The 20718-nt window shown below is 57.6% G+C and carries 17 protein-coding genes; 11 read left to right on the plus strand and 6 right to left on the minus strand.

The window, feature by feature from the left end:
- Positions 1 to 4: 4 nt before the first annotated feature.
- On the minus strand, positions 5 to 1570 hold the full coding sequence (locus AruCF_RS23070; RefSeq protein ID WP_235432706.1) for an FAD-dependent monooxygenase: 1566 nt from the start codon (positions 1568 to 1570) through the stop codon (positions 5 to 7).
- Between the two features lie 133 nt (positions 1571 to 1703).
- On the opposite strand from AruCF_RS23070, the gene AruCF_RS23075 reads away from it, so the two are divergent.
- A complete protein-coding gene (locus AruCF_RS23075) occupies positions 1704 to 2621 on the plus strand; it encodes a LysR family transcriptional regulator (protein WP_235432707.1) in 918 nt (305 codons plus the stop codon).
- Here AruCF_RS23075 and AruCF_RS23080 read toward each other — a convergent pair.
- A complete protein-coding gene (locus AruCF_RS23080) occupies positions 2613 to 3923 on the minus strand; it encodes a citrate/2-methylcitrate synthase (protein ID WP_049076454.1) in 1311 nt (436 codons plus the stop codon). The genes AruCF_RS23075 and AruCF_RS23080 overlap by 9 nt on opposite strands.
- Positions 3924 to 4054: 131 nt before the next feature.
- Here AruCF_RS23080 and AruCF_RS23085 point away from each other — a divergent pair, with 131 nt between their 5' ends.
- From AruCF_RS23085 to AruCF_RS23095, 3 genes are read left to right on the plus strand one after another with little or no spacing between them, the layout of a single operon-like run.
- Positions 4055 to 5215, plus strand: coding sequence for an aromatic ring-hydroxylating oxygenase subunit alpha (locus AruCF_RS23085; protein ID WP_049076456.1), 1161 nt, complete (start codon positions 4055 to 4057; stop codon positions 5213 to 5215).
- Entirely contained in the window at positions 5212 to 5529 is a 318-nt protein-coding gene (locus tag AruCF_RS23090; protein ID WP_049076458.1) for a non-heme iron oxygenase ferredoxin subunit, read from the plus strand. Before AruCF_RS23085 ends, AruCF_RS23090 begins: the two co-directional genes overlap by 4 nt.
- Positions 5530 to 5538: 9 nt before the next feature.
- A complete protein-coding gene (locus AruCF_RS23095) occupies positions 5539 to 6765 on the plus strand; it encodes an NAD(P)/FAD-dependent oxidoreductase (RefSeq protein ID WP_083036894.1) in 1227 nt (408 codons plus the stop codon).
- Positions 6766 to 7000: 235 nt separating this feature from the next.
- Here the strand turns inward: AruCF_RS23095 and AruCF_RS23100 are convergent, their stop codons facing one another.
- Positions 7001 to 8377 (minus strand): tyrosine-type recombinase/integrase, encoded by a 1377-nt coding sequence (locus tag AruCF_RS23100; protein ID WP_144419170.1) that lies wholly within the window; start codon positions 8375 to 8377, stop codon positions 7001 to 7003.
- Between the two features lie 492 nt (positions 8378 to 8869).
- Here AruCF_RS23100 and AruCF_RS23105 point away from each other — a divergent pair, with 492 nt between their 5' ends.
- The 6 genes from AruCF_RS23105 (at position 8870) to AruCF_RS23130 (ending at position 18562) form a co-directional block, all read left to right on the plus strand.
- Positions 8870 to 9190, plus strand: coding sequence for a nucleotide pyrophosphohydrolase (locus AruCF_RS23105; RefSeq protein ID WP_049076465.1), 321 nt, complete (start codon positions 8870 to 8872; stop codon positions 9188 to 9190).
- Positions 9187 to 11409 (plus strand): DNA/RNA helicase domain-containing protein, encoded by a 2223-nt coding sequence (locus AruCF_RS23110; RefSeq protein ID WP_083036895.1) that lies wholly within the window; start codon positions 9187 to 9189, stop codon positions 11407 to 11409. Before AruCF_RS23105 ends, AruCF_RS23110 begins: the two co-directional genes overlap by 4 nt.
- Before the next feature lie 601 nt (positions 11410 to 12010).
- Entirely contained in the window at positions 12011 to 12241 is a 231-nt protein-coding gene (locus AruCF_RS23115; protein ID WP_080977503.1) for an antitoxin VbhA family protein, read from the plus strand.
- A gap of 264 nt (positions 12242 to 12505) precedes the next feature.
- Entirely contained in the window at positions 12506 to 14758 is a 2253-nt protein-coding gene (locus AruCF_RS23120) for an argonaute/piwi family protein (protein ID WP_080977504.1), read from the plus strand.
- A 503-nt stretch (positions 14759 to 15261) separates the two neighbouring features.
- The gene (locus AruCF_RS23125) at positions 15262 to 16059 is read left to right on the plus strand and encodes a PD-(D/E)XK nuclease domain-containing protein (protein WP_144419171.1); all 798 of its coding nucleotides are present in this window, start codon (positions 15262 to 15264) and stop codon (positions 16057 to 16059) included.
- Positions 16052 to 18562 (plus strand): DEAD/DEAH box helicase, encoded by a 2511-nt coding sequence (locus tag AruCF_RS23130; protein ID WP_083036897.1) that lies wholly within the window; start codon positions 16052 to 16054, stop codon positions 18560 to 18562. Before AruCF_RS23125 ends, AruCF_RS23130 begins: the two co-directional genes overlap by 8 nt.
- 390 nt (positions 18563 to 18952) lie before the next feature.
- Here AruCF_RS23130 and AruCF_RS23135 read toward each other — a convergent pair whose 3' ends face one another.
- A complete protein-coding gene (locus AruCF_RS23135; protein ID WP_049076473.1) occupies positions 18953 to 19255 on the minus strand; it encodes an addiction module antidote protein in 303 nt (100 codons plus the stop codon).
- Positions 19252 to 19647: a type II toxin-antitoxin system RelE/ParE family toxin gene (locus AruCF_RS23140; RefSeq protein WP_269880653.1), complete on the minus strand. Its 396-nt coding sequence runs from the start codon at positions 19645 to 19647 to the stop codon at positions 19252 to 19254. The genes AruCF_RS23135 and AruCF_RS23140 overlap by 4 nt, the downstream gene beginning before the upstream one ends.
- A gap of 59 nt (positions 19648 to 19706) precedes the next feature.
- Here AruCF_RS23140 and AruCF_RS23145 point away from each other — a divergent pair, with 59 nt between their 5' ends.
- Positions 19707 to 20069, plus strand: a complete 363-nt coding sequence (locus AruCF_RS23145) for a hypothetical protein (RefSeq protein WP_049076477.1) — start codon at positions 19707 to 19709, stop codon at positions 20067 to 20069.
- 137 nt (positions 20070 to 20206) lie between these two features.
- On the opposite strand, the gene AruCF_RS23150 is transcribed toward AruCF_RS23145, so the two are convergent.
- On the minus strand, positions 20207 to 20530 hold the full coding sequence (locus AruCF_RS23150; RefSeq protein ID WP_049076479.1) for a YXWGXW repeat-containing protein: 324 nt from the start codon (positions 20528 to 20530) through the stop codon (positions 20207 to 20209).
- Positions 20531 to 20718 lie beyond the last annotated feature (188 nt).

Genomic DNA, 20718 nt, shown 5'->3' on the forward strand with positions numbered 1-20718 from the left:
ACCCTCAGGTGGCGCCCCGCACTACATCAATGATGCGCCGGGCGTCGCCGACTGCCCCCCCCCGCCACGCGACGTGCCCGTCGGGCCGCACCAGTACGAGCTTGGCCGCGTACAGGCGCTCCACCTCCGGTTCATCCAGGACCACTCGTCGCAGCGGCACGCGCGTGCGCTGCGCCGCGGCCAGCAGAGTATGCACATCTGGAGATTCATCCCCGCCGAAATCGAGCAGCACGAACGACTCGCCGAACAGATCTAGGGTCGACCGCCCATCCTTCAGCCATGCATGAGGAGCTCGGGCTCCGGGACGTGCGTTAGGTACGAAGATCCGGAAGTCGTCAGGCACGGGCGGTGTGCCATCTGGAACGCATATTGGTGACTGCTCGTACCGGTGGCCGATCTGCAGCCCCATCGACTCCCACTCGACTCGCGTTGAATCGCGCAGCCTCCGGCCCAGTGCCGCGCGGGTGCGTGCGCCCGCAGGCGTGTCGTCGCATACGGCGCTGGGATCGGGCGTGTCTTGCCAGGCGCGGAAGTTCTGCGTGGAAAAGCTGGTGTTGCGCTGCGCGATCGGGCGGCGCTCGAGTTCATAGCTTCGCAGCAGATTGTGACCACCCCAGCCTTCCAGCATCCCTTGCAGCTTCCAGCCCAAGTCCAGCACCTCTTGTATGCCGGTGTTCATCCCCATTCCGCCGGTCGGCGACATAGTGTGTGCCGAATCGCCCACAAGGAATATGCGCCCGTGGCCATAACTGTCGGCCAGCATCTCGCTGCGCCGCCACGGCGTGACCGAGAGGACCTCAAACTCGATTTCGGGCGCGCCCGGGCCACCTAGCGCACGCCGCACCCAGGACTCGGCGTCAAACGACGCCAGGTCCATCTTTTCCTCCGAACCCAGCACTGTCAGGCGCCAAATGTCAGCGCCGTCCACGACTGTGAGATTTCCCCACATGCCGTCGGGACCGACGAACATGTAGCGCTCGGCTTGTCCCATTGCGTGCCGGTCGGCCAGGCCTTCAGCCCGGATGAGGATATTGACCGAATAGCTCAGCAACCGGCCCTGCAAAGCTATACCTAGTTGCTCGCGAACCTGGCTGGTGGCGCCATCGCACCCGAGCACATAACGTGCGCGGAATGATTTCGTCGCGCCAGTACGCGTGTCGACTGCGTCGACTGATACCGCTTCACCGTGTTGCTCCAGGCGCAGGAAACGGTGCTCGAACAGGATGCGGGCCTGCGGACTGGCTAGCGCGGCTTCGGTGAGTATGGGCTGTAGCCATAACTGGGGGCAGCGCTGCTTCTTCTCGGGTGTCTCGGGCGGCGTGGGGCTGTCGCGCATGGAAGGATATGGCTCGCGGTCCAGCAGCAGGCCATTCAGCGAAGTGCAGAACACCATCGACAGGTTGTAGTCCTCCGGAAAACCGCATTCCCGCACCTGATGGGCGATATCCCACATGCGAAATGCCTCCATTGTGCGTATCGCCACTAGCCCGGTGCGGGGATGCTCGATCGTGCCGTCACCCTGCTCCAGCAACACTGAGTGCACACCGCGCCGCGCTAGGTCGATGCTCATGGCCAAGCCGACGGGTCCGCCGCCCACGATCAAGACCGGTACTTCCTCTATTGCTTCCGACATGACTTCTACCTTTCGATCAAAGTACGCATAGCCTGGATGTTCGCGGTGCGGCCTGGCTATGGTCAAATCAATGATCGAACGTTCCTCAATTCATGCCATGAATATCAAGAATTTCGACTTGAACCTATTGCGGGTGTTTGTGATGGTGTATCGACTGCGCAGCGTTTCGCTCGCTGCCACCGCCATCGGCCTGACTCAGCCGGCTATGAGCAATGCACTGCGCCGCCTGCGCGAACAGTGCAATGACCCCCTATTTACACGCTCGGGCCGCGCGATGGAGCCCACCGCCCTCGCCAATGGCTTATTTGCGCCGCTTGAGACCGCTCTGACCGGCATTGAGACCTGCTTCGAGCATGTCGGCGATTTCCGTCCAGCCTCTAGCAGCCGCATGTTCCACCTGCTCATGTCCGACGTCGGCGAGATGGTGGTGCTGCCACGGCTTATGCGTGCCCTGGCGGCCGTCGCGCCGGGAGTGAGCATTGAAGCCTCGCGCATCCCCCTGGCCGACTATGCCCCGGCCTTGCGAAGCGGCCAAGCCGACCTGGCAATCGGCAACATCAGCTTCTTGCATACCGGCTTCTACCAGCAGCATCTGTTCGACGACCGCTATTTCTGCATCGCGCGCAAGGGCCACCCAGGCCTGGGGGGCAAGCTCACGTTGGCGCTCTACCTCTCCCAGCAGCATGTGGTGTCCACCGCGGGCAGCACTGATGCCCTGGTGGAAGAAGCGCTGTCTGGCCGCCGGCAGCGACGCGACGTGAAGCTCACCGTCACGCACTACCACCGCTGCGCTGCTATCGTCCTGCAATCGGACTTGATCGCCACAGTGCCGGGCAACGCAGTTAAAGGCATGGAAGGGCTGGAGGCCTATCCGCTGCCCTTTAGAATGCCTAAGGCGCGGGTGCGACAGTTTTGGCACCGTCGCGCGCATACCGACGCGGCACACAAATGGCTGCGTCAGCTAATTGCCGGACAAATCCTAGAATGAGCCAGCCGGACGCGCGCCCACGTAGCGCGCGCGCGGGCGAAGCATGACGCCGGACAGCCGTTGCTCAGCTGCATGGGCCACCCAGCCGGCGGTTCGGCCAAGGCAGTGCAAATACACCGCCGCGCCTGCAGGCAGGCCTAGTACGTGCGCCAAAATCACCAATGCGGCGAACAAATTGGGGTAGGCGCCGGTTCTGCGATGCACCGCGTCGACGAATTCGAGTAGCCGCTCCCGCGTCGCCGCCTCGCCCGACAGGTCGCGCACCATCTCCAGCAGCAGCTCGGCTCGAGGGTCACGATCGTACAAGGGATGGCCGAAGCACGGCACGCCCGTGTACGCCATCGGACGGTCGCCGCATAACACCTCGGCCAAATACTGCTCCAGATCCATCATGCCGCCAGCCTGCATGGGGCCGGCCTGGGCCATCAATGCCGAGGCCACGCAGGCGTACATGTCGACGCCGGTGGAAGAACTGATGCGTGCGCAAAAGGTGGGGGCCGACAGTTCGTTGTCCACACTGAGCACCAGGGCAGCGTTGATCGCCGCAAGCAATTGGTCCGCGTCCGGCCGCCCGGCCAGGCCGAAGCCACGCAGCACGCGCCACGCCACGAATTCGTCGGCCATCACGGTAGCGTAAGCGTGGTCCGGCCCAAAGTATCCGGATATTCCGGAAAACGCGTTGATCAGCCGCAATCCGCTCACGCGTGCATCGCCATGGCCGCGAGCGTCGCCAGCGGCCTCCAGCGCGCTGAGTTGCAGCGCTGCCATCGCCAGGACACGGATTGGCGAAAAGGCGTCGGCCTGCTGCGGCATCGAGGCCAGTTTGCCCAGCATCTCGGCCGATTCATCTTCCATGACTGTCCACGGACGATCGCGCGCCGGCGGCAGACCGCCCCACAAAAGGTCCGCCACGTATTCCAGCGAACGGCCTTCCCGGGCCAGGGTCGTGGCTGGCTGCCCGCGGTACCTCGGCCCTGCCGTGCTGATTTCGCAAATAGAAGTCTGCACTACCGGTTCGCCATAACGCAGCGACTGAGCCACTGGCGCTCCGCCGCCTTTGGCGCCGACGCGGGTACTGAGCTTCTCTAGATCGGATTTGCGATACAGGCTGGTGCGCCGTCCGGGCTCGGCCAGCGTCTTGATCAGGCCACGGCTGACATATGTGTAAAGCGATTCCTTCTTGATTCCCAACATGGCTAGGGCTTCGTCACGGCGCACATAGTCCACGTCGTTGACGCGGCGGCCGGTTTCGCCGGGAGTGAGCGCGACGGCATCGTCGGAAGACTGGTGCGGCTTACTCATGGGCAGTTTCCTCTTCGAATATTGGGGTCATTGTCGCGTAATTTTATATCGATTTTATAGTCGATCTATACATCGATCGATGTCAATCATAAACTTCTTTCCACAGTATTAACTAACCACGGAGACACCAGATGCAAACCGCTACCATCCAGCTGAGAGAGCTATCGCCCCGCTTCGAGAAAACCCGCGAGAGCCTTCTGCGTGCGCGCCATTTGCCCGGCGGCGTCTACAGCTCCGAAGAAATCTATGCGCTGGAGAAAGAGCGCATCTTCATGACACACTGGCTTTCCGTCGGCCGCGTCGAAGAAATTCCGAATGTCGGCGACTACATGACTTTCAGCGTCATGAACGAGCCCATCCTGATTTCGCGACCGGCCGAAAACGAAATCCAGGTGTGCATGAACATGTGCCTGCATCGAGGGGTGGCTGTTGCCAGTGGGTGTGGCCACGCCAAGGACTTCAGCTGTCCCTATCACGCCTGGCTATTCGACGTCGGTGGCAAGCTAATTGCGGCACCGGGCATGAAGGAATCCGAAGTCGACATGAGCGGCGCCCGGCTCAAGCCGTTGCCGGTCAAGATCTGGCGCGGCTGGATCTTCACCAATTTCGCCGAACGTCCCATGTCATTCGAGGAATACATCGCGCCGTACGAGAAAGGACTGTGGTGGTTTCAGTCTGGCGAGTGCAAGGTCGCGGATAAGGTCGAGATCGACGTCAAATGCAATTGGAAATTTCTCGTCGAGAATCTCATCGACATCTATCACGTTGGTGTGATTCATAAAAGTACTTTTGGCGGCTTCGTTAAAGGCGAGAAGCTAAAATTTCAGCTCGAGGCCAATGGCGGCTGGCACACGCAGTACGAAGCGCGGCCCCACTCCACAAGCGGCCAGCAGGTGTTCCCCACGCTGCCGTGGGCAACCGACAAGTCGTCCGGCATCGCCTGCAAGGCAGGGATCTATCCCAATCTGAATCTATCCATGCGCTCGGACAGCCTGCGCATGTGGCACGTCTGGCCGATCTCGCCCAACGAAACACGCGTCGTCTGCTATCTGCTTTTCCCCGAAGCGGCCTTCTCCATTCCCAACTACGAGGAAGAGCTGACTAAGTATCGAGCCTTTGTTAAACAAATCATCGCAGAGGACGCGGTGATGGTTGAATCGCTGCAAAACGCTTCGGGGTCAAGATTTTTCCAGCCTGGCCCGATGGCGCCGCTGGAAGAGGCGCTGCACCACATGGAAAACCATTACATCGACTTGATGACGGACGAACTACAGAAGGGGTCACAATCATGAGCTGGATCAACGTGGCACCGTACACAGATATCGAAGGCGAGGAGACTTTACCCATAGAGGTCGATGGGCAGAAAATTTGCCTCTACAACCTGGACGGCGAAGTCTTCGCCACTGATAACCAATGTACCCATGGCGACGCGGCCTTGTCGGATGGCCTTATTCAGGAGGGCGGTCTAATCGAATGCCCCCTTCACGAAGGCACTTTTGATATTCGTACGGGAAAGGCGAAAGGAGCTCCCTGCACGCAGGATTTGCATTGCCATGAGATCAAGGTGGAGGGCGGGGTCATCTATTTGCGTCCCGCGGCCCGCTAGGAAATCGAAATGAAAACTGTGGTCATCGGCGCCGGTCAGTCCGGCGCCTGGGTTGCACGCACCGTGCGCGAGCACATGCCCGATGCCGAGGTTGCCCTGATCGGAGAAGAAGCGCTCGCACCATATGAGCGTCCTCCATTGTCCAAAAGCATACTGGCCGGTTCGGAAATCGAACCGGCGTATCTGCTATCTGTTGAGCAGGCGCAATCGGTTGGAATCGACTTGCGGCTCGGTATCCGGGCAACTGGGATCGACAGGCATTGCAAGGTAGTTTCCTTGTCCAGTGGCGACCATATTTCCTACGACAAGCTTGTTATTGCCACAGGGGGCCGCGCCCGCGTTCCTAATTTTCCTGGCATAGAGCTCCCCGGCGTCCATACACTGCGGAGTTGGGACGACGCGATGAAAGTACGGATCGCGCTAAAGCGAGCTGGCGGCGGCAGATTGCTTGTTCTTGGTGGCGGCTGGATTGGTCTGGAGGTCGCCGCGACGGCCACTCAGCTCGGCGCGCAGGTGACATTGCTGGAAGAAAACACCCGCTTGTGTGCGCGATCTGTTCCGCCCGTGATCTCGGATTTCTTGATGCAAAGGCATCGCGATAACGGTGTCGACATCAGGCTAAACAGCTCACTCTTGGCCATCGAGCGGAGTTCAGATGGGAGCCTCGACACCATTACCAGCCAGGGCCGGCAGACGGTAGACCTAGTGCTGATAGGAGTGGGCCTCGCGCCAGGCGTTGAGCTTGCTGTCGAATGCGGGCTGGACGTCGACAATGGCATCCTGGTCAACGCATTTGGGTGCACGTCTGACCCGGATATCTACGCGGTGGGTGATGTGGCAAACCAACCTTGCGGCTGGCCAAGTACACAAGTTGGCGCGCGTATCCGTTTCGAGTCCTGGGCGAACGCTCAGAACCAAGGTATTGCGGTGGGACGATCCCTGGCGGGGCTGCCTGCTTCGGTAGCCGAGATCCCATGGTTTTGGTCGGATCAATGCAATTTAAATTTACAGGTGCTCGGATTGCCCTCTGCCGAAGAACCCTATGTCGTTCGGGGTGACATGACAGGGGACAAGTTCAGCCTCTTCCAGATTCGCGACGGCCGGCTTCATTCTGTGATCGCCGTCAACGCTGCGCGGGACCTGAAGTTAGCGAAGCGGTGGATGCTGGCAGGCAATTCTCCCAGCGCGACTCAACTGGAAGACTCCGCATACCGCCTGGAGAAATTTAAGGGGTAGCATGCTCGCCGTGAAATACAGGAATCAGCGGGAAGGATGAGCGTGCCGACATGGGACGTCAGTTTCGTGCTGGCCTCCCTCATCCTTCTCCGCTCGAAAGGTTGGCAACCAGCCCGCCTGATGTACGGCACCAAAGAGAATCGCCGATGACCGCTTCTGGCCGAAAGCGGCTATTGGAGCTCAGTTGTGACTTGAGATGACAGTGTATGTCAGATCGAGTCTGGGTTCGTACACTTTAGCGCCTCTGCTTCCTCCAGGCACCAAGCCCTGTTAGCGACTTTGTTCTGGCACGTCGCTCCCGCGGCCGGCGCTCCCGCTCCTTTTCTTCGCCAGACGCATTCAGAAAGTCATACATCGCCTGTAGCGCCTCTTTCTTCTCATCGAAGTACTCATAGAGGTTGTAGTGCCGCTTCTCCACGCTCGACAGGCCATGAGACTGAAGCTCATCACGAAATTCTTTCGGCACCTTCAGCTTGGCCAGCAAGGTGGTCACGCCAGAACGCACTCGCTTCAGTGAGAAACCCTCGATGGAATCTCCCACGACATTCTTGGCCCAGCGCCGCAGAGTGGTCGCACTCAGGGGCGTACCTGGATTTATTGAAAAAGCAAACTCGCCCTCTGTGTACCGCAATTCGTTAAGCGCCGTCTCAGCTGCCTCAATCAACGGAATGAGAATGAGGCGCACATTGCCCGAGCGTCCCTTGGTATCTTCCAGGACAACAGCGTTGGGGCGCACATCTTCACTCTTTAGCCGAAGCAGTTGTTCCAGTCGCTGGCCGCCAAGCAAGAGGTGCAAACGCAGGAACGCCGACTCTCTGCCAGGGACGTTGATGACCTTCCAATACTCCCGCATCACCTCTGGCATCAGCGGGTTCTTGTCCACGCCATAGGAGTTCGGGATACTTGATACATCAGAAACCGGATTGATTTTGACGTTGAACGGAGCGTACCTTTTGGAAGCAGCCGGGTCGTTATTGATCTTCCTGGCCTGCTCATATGCAGCATGAAGATACGCCCTTACCTGTCTCGCAGTCGTTTTGTGCCCCGCCTCCAAAATCTTGCGTAGCACAGTCGAAATCTGCTCGGTTGTCACTTGGTTAGCCTGAGTGGCGGCAATCTTGGGGAAGGCTACCTTCACGTTCTTCTGAACCGAGTTCCTTGTATCCTTAGCCGTCGCAGGATTGCGCAGGCCATCTGCATACACGGTCATCAATTTCTCCAAGGTATAACCCTTGGCAACAGCAGCTAAGGCCTCTGCTTCTTGTTTGGCCTCTACCTCTGCTTTCGCCTGCTGCAAGAGTCCCCGCAGGCCGCCTTCATCGCGGGCCTCATAGTGCCGAGCTGCCAAAGCAGCCGCCGCAAAACGAGCAGCAGAAAGTGAGTAACCTTGCTTTGTAGGATTGACACTCTTGGGCGGAGCGAGCTTGTCATATAGACCGATCTGCACTCGATCCGGCTTACCGTCGTGAGTGAATCTATAATAAAAAGTGATCCCGTCTTTGGCTGCCTTTCTAATCTCAAGACTACCGCGTGGCGACACCGACTCAATCCGCAAAAATTGCCTCGGTTTAATCGTCTCAATCGCGGTTTTTAACGTCATCTGTTTTTTCATCTAGCTGATCTCGTGCACAGTTTTGTGCACAGTTTATCGCAAGATGGAATAAAACTATAGCAGACATCAGTAGACAATAAATACTTATTAATCAATAACTTATAATTTTTCGGCTGTCTAAAAAAGTCCAGGAAAGTCCAGGATTGCCGCTCTCAAAATCCCCCGCCGCAAGGCGTGCCGGTTCGATTCCGGCCCCGGGCACCATCTTTAGAATCGCCGGTGTTTGCAAGCATCGGGTGTGATTCTTCACTTCCCCTGATATCAGGGAATCTCCCGATCGATAAACCCGGATGCCGCTTCCGCGATGGCGAAGCATAGGCGTCCCGGCAATTTACCCCCGTCACAACGACGTCGCTGCTCCCCAAAAGCGGACTGGCGGGCCTCCCCTCGTGACGCATCCGCCCTTCCCCGCAAAAAAAACGCCAAAAGTGCAACTAGAGGCCAAGCGGTCTATCATGCATTCCAACAACATCACATCCGCAAAGACAGGAAATGGAAGAAGTCATTCAGCGGCTACGCCAGTTTCGTGATGAGCGAAACTGGCAACAATTCCACAACCCTAAAGACCTGGCCTTGGCCCTCAGCATCGAGGCAAGCGAACTGCTGGAGGTTTTCCTATGGAAACCTCCTGAAGCCGCCGATCGCGAAAGGGTGAAAGAAGAGCTGGCCGATGTCTTGGCTTACGCGCTGCTGCTGTCCGATACGTACAACTTCGACATCAAGAAAATCGTTCTGGAGAAGATCGAAAAGAACGAACTTAAGTACCCCGTACAGAAAGCAAAGGGAACCGCGAAAAAATACAACGAGCTATGACCCAGCCGCATCTTGTCGAAGTGAACCGTTACCGGTTCTCCGTAGAAACGCTGACCGAAATCGAGACCAACGCATACGCAGCGAACAATTGGCCGCTTGTTTATATCCTCAGCGATGGAAAGACACGTTGCGCCTACGTCGGCGAGACGACGGACACGCTGGCTCGCCTGGGTACGCATCTCAAACACCCTCAGAAGCGATCATTGACGACGGTACACCTCGTCAGCAGTGAACGCTTCAACAAGTCAGCGACTCTCGATATAGAGTCTTCCCTCATAAAGTACATGTCGGCCGATGGCCGATTCAGCATGTTGAACGGCAACCTGGGGCTGAGCGACCACAACTACTATCAGAGGGACGAACTCTATTCCAGGATATTTCGGGAGACCTGGGACAGGCTGCGTCAGCACGGAATCGCTCAACGGTCGATCGAGGCCATCGACAATTCCGACGTTTTTAAATACTCGCCGTACAAATCTCTGTCTGCCGACCAACAACAAGGCCTGATCGAGATAATGCGCTCGCTGGTTGATCCCCGGCTAAGACATGTCGTGGTCCAGGGAGGCGCCGAAACCGGAAAATCGGTATTGGCGATATTCCTATTCAAGCTCATTCAGTCCGACCTTGATGAACTGGATCTGCGCGAATTTTCCGATGAAGAGAAGGAAGTCCGAGACCTGCTGCGGCAAATCAAGCAGTCGATTCCACAGCCGCGCATGGCCCTGGTGGTCCCCATGAGCTCCTTCAGGAGCACGCTCAAGAAGGCGTTCCGAAACGTTTCGGGCCTACATGCCGATATGGTGATCAGTCCTTCCGAGCTGACAAAGCGGCGCTATGACATTGTCCTGGTGGACGAGTCGCATCGCTTGCGCAAGCGCGTAAACCTGGGAGCCTACTTCGGGAGCTTCGACGCGGCCTGCGCCGTGCTTGGACTGGACAAGAATACATGCAGTGAGGTGGACTGGGTGACGCGCCAGTCAGACAAAGCCGTCTTTTTCTACGACCCAGGCCAGAGCATCAAGCCATCCGATGCCGAGGCAGCCGACTTCGAGGAGATCAAATCTTCGCCGAACAGCACGGTCATAACACTGGCGTCCCAGTTCCGTGTACGCGCCGGGCAGCACTACGTGCGGTTCGTTGATGATCTCCTGCACATGCGGCTTCCGGCTGACGAGAAGTTCAGCTCCAACAAATATGAGTTTCTGGTTTTTGACGAACTCTCCGACATGGTGAAGGAGATAGGACAAAGAGACGCCAGCTACGGTTTGGCCCGGCTCGTGGCCGGTTTCTCCTGGCCCTGGGTTTCCAGAAAGCCCCCCTACCAACATGACATCGAGATCGGTGACGTGCGGCTGCGGTGGAACAGCACCACTGTGGATTGGATCAACGCGAAAGGCGCCGCGGACGAGGTGGGCTGCATTCATACCACCCAAGGCTATGATCTGAACTACACCGCCGTAATCTTCGGCCACGAAATTCGCTATGACGAAGAGCTGGACCAGATCGTCATTGACCCGCGCAACTATCATGACCGGAACGGTAAGCTGACCATTGAAGATCCGGATGAGCTCAAGCAGTACATACTGAACATCTACCGGACCATCATGCTGCGCGGCATACGCGGCACGTTTCTCTACGCATGCGACGATAGCTTGAGGCGCTATCTGAAGCGGCACGTGGACAGCTACAAATCCAACGTCATCGCTTTCCCGCGACCTGACGGCGAGCCCTTGGAACCTTACGTCAACGCGGTCCCGCTCTATGACCTGAGAGCGGCGGCTGGCGGTTTCAGCGCGCTCCAACACGTCGAACATGAAAACTGGGTGGCGGTGCCTGCTGACATGCCCGTGGGAACGAATATTTTTGCTTGTCATGTCATCGGTGAATCAATGAACAAGGTCATCCCCGACGGCGCCATCTGCCTGTTCCGCTTGAACCCTGGCGGCAGCCGGAATGGAAAAATCGTGCTAGTGGAATGTGCCGATACACAGGACGGCGACGCCGGTTCGCGATACACGGTGAAGGAATATCAGAGCTTCAAGGTGCGAACCGCAGACGGGACTGAGAATCAGCAGATCCTATTGAAACCGCGATCCACCAATCCGGACTTGCTTCCGATTGAACTCAATAGGGAAGACGACGAACATCGCTACCGGGTGGTGGGCGAGTTTTTGGGAGTGATCGGCCAGGCGGATTCGAGCGAGGGAGCCGCGGATTGATGGGCAGACTTCTTGTCCGGTGACGTTGGCATTCCGACTTGGTGGCCTCGCCTTTGGCGAGGCTTTTTTTTGCCCCGATTAGCGCAGCGCGCAGCGATTCGGGCAGCCTTTCTGTTCGCCTCAAACCTGTGCGGCAGTCTCTCGCGTCCGTTCTTGCCGGACGGGCCCGGAGTCCTCACCCGTTCCCTGCGCTGCGCTTCGGGCTGCGACTTCCGGTGCCGCCCCTGATGCCTCTTCCGGCCAAACGACGTTAGTAGCGATGCTGTCAAGCGGATGACGGATCAAAGGGTTGGCGCGGCCCGCAGCCCACAGGGCGAGGACATGGCCCCTTGACGCGGCAGGAGCGCCACCACGCTATGCCCGGGGGGCAGGAGTGCCAGGCTAGAGCCCGCCCCCCTTCTCCCGAGGCTCCCGCCGGCGAGGGTGGAGAGTCCAGAGAGGCAAAGCCTCTTTGGAAACTACGGCTAGTACGCAGCCGATATTGGGGTCCATAGCAGGTAAAACAAGACAATTTCAGCGCACCACCTCTGCGGCTGCGCGTACCTAAACCAAATTACCCATACTTCTTGTAAGATCGAGTTACCTACGGCAAGGAGGCACCATGGCAGGCACGGGTAAATGCAGGCAACAGCCCCACAAAACCATATCGGATACCGAACGCAGCCTCCGGCAATCGGTAGTTAACTATGCGCGGGCCTCCGTCGGTCTAGAAGGTTTCTCGTTCAGTGAAGCAGATGAGGCCCACGCTCAGCGTTTCGTCGATGGTCAGATAAGCCTGCAAGAGTTTGTGCAACCGCGCGCTGACGCATTAGCACTCCTAAAGTCTTCGTAATGACGAAGAAATTTAGGATTTGGGGACTAGTGCAGGATAGGCTGTCGCCGGTTTTTGTCACATGCGAGGCATATTCATTCGTATGCATTCTCCCGTTACTAATCCCAACGACTACCGCTTTTGATCACCGGTTTATCGGTCCGCTAAAAGTGCACAAGAGTTTTTGAGGCCTGCGATAAACCAAGCGATCACTGAAGCTCTGCCCATAGCCTTACATCCGTTAATGGTCCAGCACATGTATGGTTTAGAGGAGAAGAGGGAAGCATGCAGCTAAATCACTTACCGATCACGTTTTCGGCACAGAGATTCTCTGGTTTCCGCATTCAATACCAGAGCGGCGACCATCTCCGTACCCTCCGTCATCGCCTGGTCCGAACCCACTTTGTCCTGCGTGCTGGCGACAACATTCTTCTTTTCCCCTATGAACGCGGTGCGAAGACCGAAGGGCAGACCATCCAGTTCGACATAACGGCCGACCATTCAGTCGCTAATGCCTTAGCGCGACAGGCCTTGCTCCGGTCCTTCTTCGTTCGAGGTCGGAGCATCTCGGGAGTCAGACCTGTGAGGATCGTCCGAGAGAATTCCAACCTTCTCTCGGGTAAAGGCGCAGACACGTTCGCAGTATTCCCCGAGTATTCCTTTGATGTGCGACCGCTCGCACCCCAGGAGGGCACTTTCGTCAACGGCGTTCTTGTCAACTTTGGCGCGAGGTTGCTGATCATGCCTAGCGTCGCACAGCTAATTGACCGCGGACTCGATCCAGTCGGGTTGTACGTGGTAGGCGAGAACGATGTGGATGACCCGTATATCCTGCCAATGTTTAATCGTCGGCTTGTCGGTCGCATCGAGCGAATCGACGGCGACGACGCCATCTTGGCCGACGCTAGGCAAGAGCGTGTTGCCCTAAGTCAGGCGCATGTTGAGCCCAGCCGATTAAACTTCGAGCGCGTGGGACGTAAGCTTCTTGGCTCAGCCTATGAAGCCTTTCAGCGCCAAATGCTGCCCCGCCTGCACGAAGTTTCGGCGGCTCAGAAACAACTAGCGCGGCTCGAGCAGATCGTTGGCACATTCAAGGACCTGCAAGGTGAACTTCCTTGCTGCGTCGGGTTATCGATCTCCCTAGACGGGCATCTAACCGAGGTTAGCCAAGGCATCGGCGTCGGACTTTCACGCAAGTTACACACTCCACAGTGCAGCCTTCGGCCTGGTGGCTCTATCACGGTTCCGTGGCCAGTCGATCCCAAGCTTGATGCCAATGGCCCTTTCGACGCGGACAGCTTTGAACACAAACAACCCCGAGTTGCAGTGTTGTTTCCAATTGACCAGAAGGGGCATGTCCAGCGGTTTGCTGCGCAGTTGCGAGATGGCGTACCGTCCCAAAATGGAAACACCCCCATGCAGCAAGGCATGGTACGCAAGTACCGCCTTCAGAGCCTAGACTTCGAGTTTGTCGAGGTTGACACTAGAGGAGGAGAAAAAGCACCGGCTTATCGTCAGGCTGCCTTGGCCGCAGTCCAACGCAACGTCGACGTGGCCTTAGTCGTGATCACGGACGAGGACCGCCTTCTCCTTGGAGCCCAGAGTCCATACTTCACCGCCAAGGCGGTGCTTATGTCACAAGGAGTGCCAGTACAGGCAGTGCGCTTAGCGACAATCCTGCAGAACAACGTTGCCTATAGCCTGAATAATCTGGCGCTGGGCCTATACGCAAAATTGGGGGGCATTCCGTGGACCCTATCGGTGCAACAGCGTTTGGTCCACGAGATCGTCGTTGGTATTGGCAGCGCCCGGATTGGCTTTGACCGGTTGTCCGAGCGTGAACGCTTAGTCGGAATTACCACAGTGTTCAGTGGTGATGGGAACTATCTGCTGGGCAATGCCACGACCGAGGCAACAGCCGATCAGTATCAGGTGGCTCTGCTTAACTCCTTGCGAATGTCGCTTGATGAGCTAAAACGGCGCTTCGGCTGGCGAGCGGGTGACAAACTGCGGATCATCTTCCATCAGGCGTTCAAGCGCTACAAAGAAACCGAGGCGCAGGCGGTGGAAAGCCTAGTCAATGAACTCAGAGAATTCGAAGTTGAGTATGCCTTCGTGCAGGTCAGCGGAGATCACGATTGGAAATTATTCGACGCATCGTCACAGGGCGCCGTATATCGGCAGTCCCGCAAAGGTATCGCCGTGCCGGAGCGTGGTCAGATCGTCCCGCTTGGACCACGCGCGGCCCTGGTTACCCTTACTGGGCCGCAGCAACTGAAGACCGATCTACAGGGATGTCCGAGTCCCATGCTAGTGAGTGTTCATCCAAATTCAACATTCAGCAGTCTCGACTACATTGCCAAACAGGTTTTTGACCTGACCTTCATGTCATGGCGCACATTTATGCCTTCGACTCACCCGGTTTCTATCGCCTATCCTAATCTAGTTGTAGATTTGCTTGCCAACCTCCGACTGATTCAGAACTTTAATCCAGACATTTTGATCACCAAACTGAAAGAGAGCAGGTGGTTCTTATGATGGAACGCCCACTCTCAGAGTTGCTTCAACGATGTAGGTCGGACATCACGACAGCGAACATTAGAGGGAACGTCGAAGGCTTGCTAGCGCGACACATAGTCGGCGGCGATCCACGCCTCGAAGTAACTTGGGACGTGGACTGCGATGAAAACTGGCTTCAAAAAAGCTATGACCCCTCGAGTCTTCCCAGTGTCGCCGCGCTTGGGTACACGGCCACGTATCAATCGGGGCTACGATACGGCACTTTGCTTGAGGAAGGTCTTCAGCGGGCGAGTGCCCGAGATCCAAGCATAGCGAGACAGGGTGACGCTCTACATGACCCGGCAGTTTTGATCGGGCTTATCCTTGCCGCCCGCATGCTACACAATGGCAACCCGCAGTATCTCGCCTGGTGTGCTCGGGCCGTAAGCGCAATCGCGAGTGCGGCGACTGTTCGTATTGACCCTCTACTTGCTTACGCGGCTCAGTTGGCGGGGGCTCGCATTGGCCGGCCACATTTCGACTTGCATGCACCACTCGACTACTGCGCGGCGGTCGACTGGTGGTGCGACCATGCGGAAGCCGAACCGTTCCTCAATGTGCAACAGCGACAGAATTTGCGCGCCGCGCTAGTGGAACGCGCACTGGCGGAGTTCACGGGCCATCGGTCAGCACATCAGGCGGCGTTACTATGGCGTGCGCTGAGAGCTGCAGTCGCCGACGGCAGCGGATCACTGCTTCAATCAACGTCTACGGTGACGCACATCCTCGGCCAGTTTGAAAGCAGCTTACGCCGCTGGCGCTGGGATTCCGCTGATCTGAAAGTGCCGGTCAATTGGCTAATCCGCAGCGAGCGTGAGGTGCAGGACATTCTCTGGATCATCCTTCGGAGTATGTTTCCCGACCTGGAAGACGAAGACACGCTACCGAAGTTCGGCCACTCCACCTATCGTGCTGATTTAGGTATTCCCAGCCTCGGGCTGCTCATCGAAGTGAAGTTTGCGAGATCGGCGACAGAGTTCAAGGAGATCGAGAAGCAGGTGCTCGAGGACATAGTTCCCTATCTAAGGTCGCCGGAGCGCTACAGGCAGGTATTAGTGTTCATCTATGACGACTCCTGCAGTGTCCAGGAACATGAGACCACACGCCATGCGCTCATCACAGTGCCAGGCGTTGCCGACGTACTCATCGTCAGCCGGCCATCCCATTTGCCCCAGTCTTCCGACCGCACAGCATGGGAGAAAGCGACAGTGTCGGTGGCGGTGCAAGGAGCAGATGCATCGCCGCAAGTCAGATCAAAGAGGAAAAAAACCGATGGTTGATTTCGCACAGCTCAGAACACAGAAGAAGAAAGCAACACAGACAGAACCGTTGGAGATATTCCGTCGGCTGCCCAAGCCTCCCGGAATCAATGATCTCTATACCAGTCAAGCCGAAGTATTGGACACATGGTACCAACGGCGCAAACAGCGCGACATTGTTTTGAAACTCCACACAGGTGGCGGCAAGACGCTTGTCGGTCTACTAATGGCGCAATCGACCATTAACGAGACGAACGAGCCGGTTCTCTATTTGGCTCCGACGACACAGTTGGTCAGTCAGACGCTTGAGAAAGCCAAATCGCTTGGAATCGCAGCGGTTCCATATCAAAGGGGGGCGTCACTCGACGACAAATTCGTCAATGGGAAAGCTGTCATGGTCGCAACTTACAAAGCCCTTTTTAATGGGCTAAGCAAGTTCGGCGTCCGAGGAGGAGCGCAGCCCCCATTGAAAACAGCTGCGATTATTCTCGATGATGCTCATGTAGCATTTTCCGTTGTGCGTGACACCTTCACACTTGAAGTCACAGCCGAGGACGAGCGAGCGCGCTATAAGGAACTGACAGGGCTGTTTCGCAAAGCGTTTCGCGACATGGATCGACTCGGAACCTTTGATGATACGTTGTCCGGCTTGAGCTACGGCGTGCTAGAGGTACCGTATTCGGCCTGGAACGACCAGCTCGACGCGGTGCGTGAACAACTTCGCTCCGATGCGAGCAAGTATGCTCTAACTTGGCCTCTGCTACGAGACAATCTGCATCTATGCCACGCGTTGATCAGCAAGGACGCATTTACGATCACACCGGCGCTCCCTTTGGTGAATCTCTTCCCCACATTCTCCGAGGCGCCCCGGAGGATCTACATGTCCGCCACCATTGCCGATGACAGCGAGATAGTTAGAACCTTTGACGCCGACCCGAAGTTAGTTAATGAAGCGCTTACCTCGAGGTCCCTGGCGGGCATCAGCGAACGCATGATCCTTATTCCGGACCTCATGCCGTTCAAGTTCGATGCCCGAAAGGCAGCGGACAAGTTATTGAGCTGGACGACAGAGAAGAAGGATTGCGGCGCCGTGGTTCTTGTTCCATCTGATGCAGCAGCGGAACGATGGGCAGATGTGGCAACGGTAGCTAAAGGTTCGAAGGAAGTTCAAGAGCAAGTCAGCAGTCTGCAAGACGGATCGTCGCGCGGGCCCGTCGTGTTCGCTAGTCGCTACGACGGAATCGACTTGCCCGCAGACTCTTGTCGGCTATTGATCATGGATGGTTTGCCGGCGGGAACGTCTGATTACGAACTCTTTCGCGCTAGTGCCTTGTACGGCGGCGCCACGATTTCTCGCATGCTTGCACAACGAATTGAACAAGGGATTGGTCGGGGCGCACGTGGTTCCGGCGATCATTGTGTGGTGCTACTAATGGGCGCAAGCTTGGCGAGTTGGGTCGCTAAAGATGCCAACTTCAAACTGCTGACCAGCGCGACCCGTGCCCAGCTTGACATGGGATCGACGGTTAGCAAAGCGGTGAATAGCCTTAAAGAGCTCGCTGGCACTATTAGCAAAAGCTATGACCGTAACTCCGATTGGGTTGAATATCACGCAGAAACCCTGGCCGAAAACGTGGAAGCCGAGCACGCTGATTCTGAACGTTTTTCTCAGGCTGCCGACGAACGCAAGGCTTTCAACCTTTGGCACGACGGCTACCATCAAAAATCCCTAAGCCGCATTGAGCGGATGCTCTCTGAATCGAAAAGCATGGACGCTCAAACGCGCGGATGGTTGCAGCAATTTGCAGCGCGCGTTGCGGATCAGTGGGGGCAACGGGACCGCGCGGAGGATTTTCAGCGGGAGGCCTACGCAAACAATCGGAACCTCGTACGACCGAAGGTCCCCTCCCCGTATAAAGCACTTCCCGTTCCCGGCGCCCAGGCCAGCGCAATCGCGGATGCGATCAGCAGCTATCGCATGCGACGGGGTTTTCTCCAGCGCTTCGAGGAAGTGATTTCTCACCTACATGCCGAAGCGTCCGCCAATCAATTCGAACAAGCACTTGGAGAGCTTGGCACGATGATCGGCATCTCGACGGAACGCCATGACTCCAACGGACAAGGCCCAGACGTATTGTGGTTGCTGCCAGACGCCGAAGCATGGGTGATCGAAGCAAAAAGTCGTAAGAGCGGAACAAAGGCCCTCACAAAAGAGGAGCATGGGCAATTGCTCGTGGCTGAAGAGTGGTTCCGAAAACACTACAAAGGGGCGCACTGCCAGCGCGTGTCCGTCCATGCAAGGAGCGTAGCCACCAAGGCTGCGGCGGCAACAGATTCCTACCCTCTGACTTATGAAAAGCTTACCTCTTTGATTTCGGACGCGCGCACACTCCTCACACAGTTGTGCGAATCACAACTTCCGTCGACAGAACTGGTTGCTGAGTGCGCACGGCAGCTTGTCAATTCTCCTGTCGAAGCACGCAGGCTATCTAAGTCATATCTCACTAGGTTTGTTGATGAATGATGGGTCAGAAGTAAGTACCGTGCCATGACCGTGTTCTGACTCGATCTCCACCGCTAATGTATCTAATCGGGGTACCGACACACACCGGAGAGCGAGTATCCGCCGAGCCGGTCCAAAGTACAGGCGCTATGCATGGAGCATATTTTCGGGACAGTACAAGTACAGTGATCAGTTTTCACCAATTCAGCTAAAATACTCTAACCTACTGATTTGAAACTGGTTTTACCTATTTCAACCTACGCTAGAATTCGCCCCATTTCCCTGTAGAGACACTGTAAATCACCGACTCAAAATCCCCCGCCGCAAGGCGTGCCGGTTCGATTCCGGCCCCGGGCACCAGATTGAAAAAGCCGCTCCTGCAACGCAGAGCGGCTTTTTGTTTGCGCGGCGTTATGCGTGCGCGGTGTCCTTGCCCTTGGCGACGGCCGTGAGCGATACGCCCAATGCATCCATGACCCGGCGCAGCGTCAGGTAGCTTGGATTGGCACCCGGCGCGAGCACGCGGTAAAGGTTCGTGCGCGCCAGGCCGGTCTCCTTCGCAATGGCCCCGATACCGCGCGCGCGGGCAACATCGCCAAGCGCCTGGAGAAAAGCGTCCGGATCGGGATCGGCCGCCGCGTCCGCCAGGTAATGCGCAATGGTCTCGTCATCGGCCAGATAATTCGCCGGATCGAAATCACGCAACTGGGTCATTTGAATGCCTTCCCTTTGAGTTCGGCCCACAGCCGCTTCGCGGTCGCAATGTCGCGCGCCTGGGACTTCTTGTCGCCACCGCACAGCAGCAAGTACAGGTCTTGCCCCTGGCGGCGGTAATAGACCCGATAACCACCGCCCGCGTCGATCCGCATTTCACTGATGCCGTCACCTACAGGCGCTATATCGCCGAAATGCCCGGCCATTGCACGGGCCAGCCGACGCAAGATCAGCGCCTTGGCCCGCATGTCCCGCAACCCCAAGATCCATCTTGAAAAAACGTCGGTTTCGCGGAACCTCAACATCTCAGCATTGTCGCTCAAAAGGGATAAAAGCCCAACTTCACACGGCGCAAAGACGCGCCGTGCGCCATCCGCGACAGGAAAGCGCATCAGCCGCCCGGGCCATCAACTAGCAGAGTAAGCTCCCCGACAAGCACGGAGACCTCGACATGGACATTTACGAGCGCCCTTTCGATTGGGTGCCCGCGGCCGAAGGGCGAGTCCGATTCGCCGGGAGCATCCGCGGCTGGGACGAACGCGGACACGACACCTATGCGGTCGATGTGGATGGCAAGGTCATGTATGGCGAGATCGCCAGGACCTTTCTTCCCAACCAGAACGACTTCAACTTCCAGATCGTGTCGTTCGGCTATGGCGTGCGCGAACACGTTGGCATGCCGTGGCCGGCGGACCATGACTCACACGCCCGGGACATTTCCGATGCGGAGACGCCGCAGCGTGTGCAGTCCCGCCTGGCGCGGTTGATCAGGGCCGGCCTGCATTTCGAGGACCGCCCCCCGTGTCCTGCTTGAATATCCCCACGCCCGCTTCCAGGGCAAACTGATCTTCGCCGAAGGCTGGGCGGCGGGCGCGCCGGCGCGAGCGATCATGATCCGCGCGGAGCTTCCCTCCGCCTGAGCGTGATCATTGCTTCACGCCAGGCGCCACCTCAATACCGCCCCCAGCGCCCCTCGTAATACACCCAATGCCCATGCCGCTGGCGCCACTCGGGACGGTGATACACATAGCCCGGCCGCGCTGGCAGCCAGGCGCCCTCGATCCAGGCATGGCGGCCGCCGACCCATTCCCAATGGCCCGGCGCCCACACATAGCCCACGCGCGGCGGCGGCACGACTTCCACCCGGGGCGGCGGCGGCGCCACGTCGATGCTGATGGCCACGCCGGCCTGCGCGACGCCGGGCACGGCGAGCGCCCCCAGGGACAGGACCGCCGCGGCACCCGCGGTCATGGCGGCTTTGACTAGACTCTTCATGATGCATCTCCCTCGCAATCGCGTCCGCCGATGCGGACGCGGTGAGGGCAGTGTGCGCGGAAGGAATTATCGAAATGGTTACGCGCCGGGGGCAGACGGTTTCAGTGGATTTCCGCGGTGGCGCTCCTCACGCCAGCGGTCCTCGCTGGCGCCATCCGGCCCCGTAAATTCCGCCCAGTGGATTTAAC

Source organism: Achromobacter ruhlandii, from assembly GCF_002082135.1.
GTDB classification, from domain to species: Bacteria; Pseudomonadota; Gammaproteobacteria; order Burkholderiales; family Burkholderiaceae_B; genus Achromobacter; species Achromobacter ruhlandii.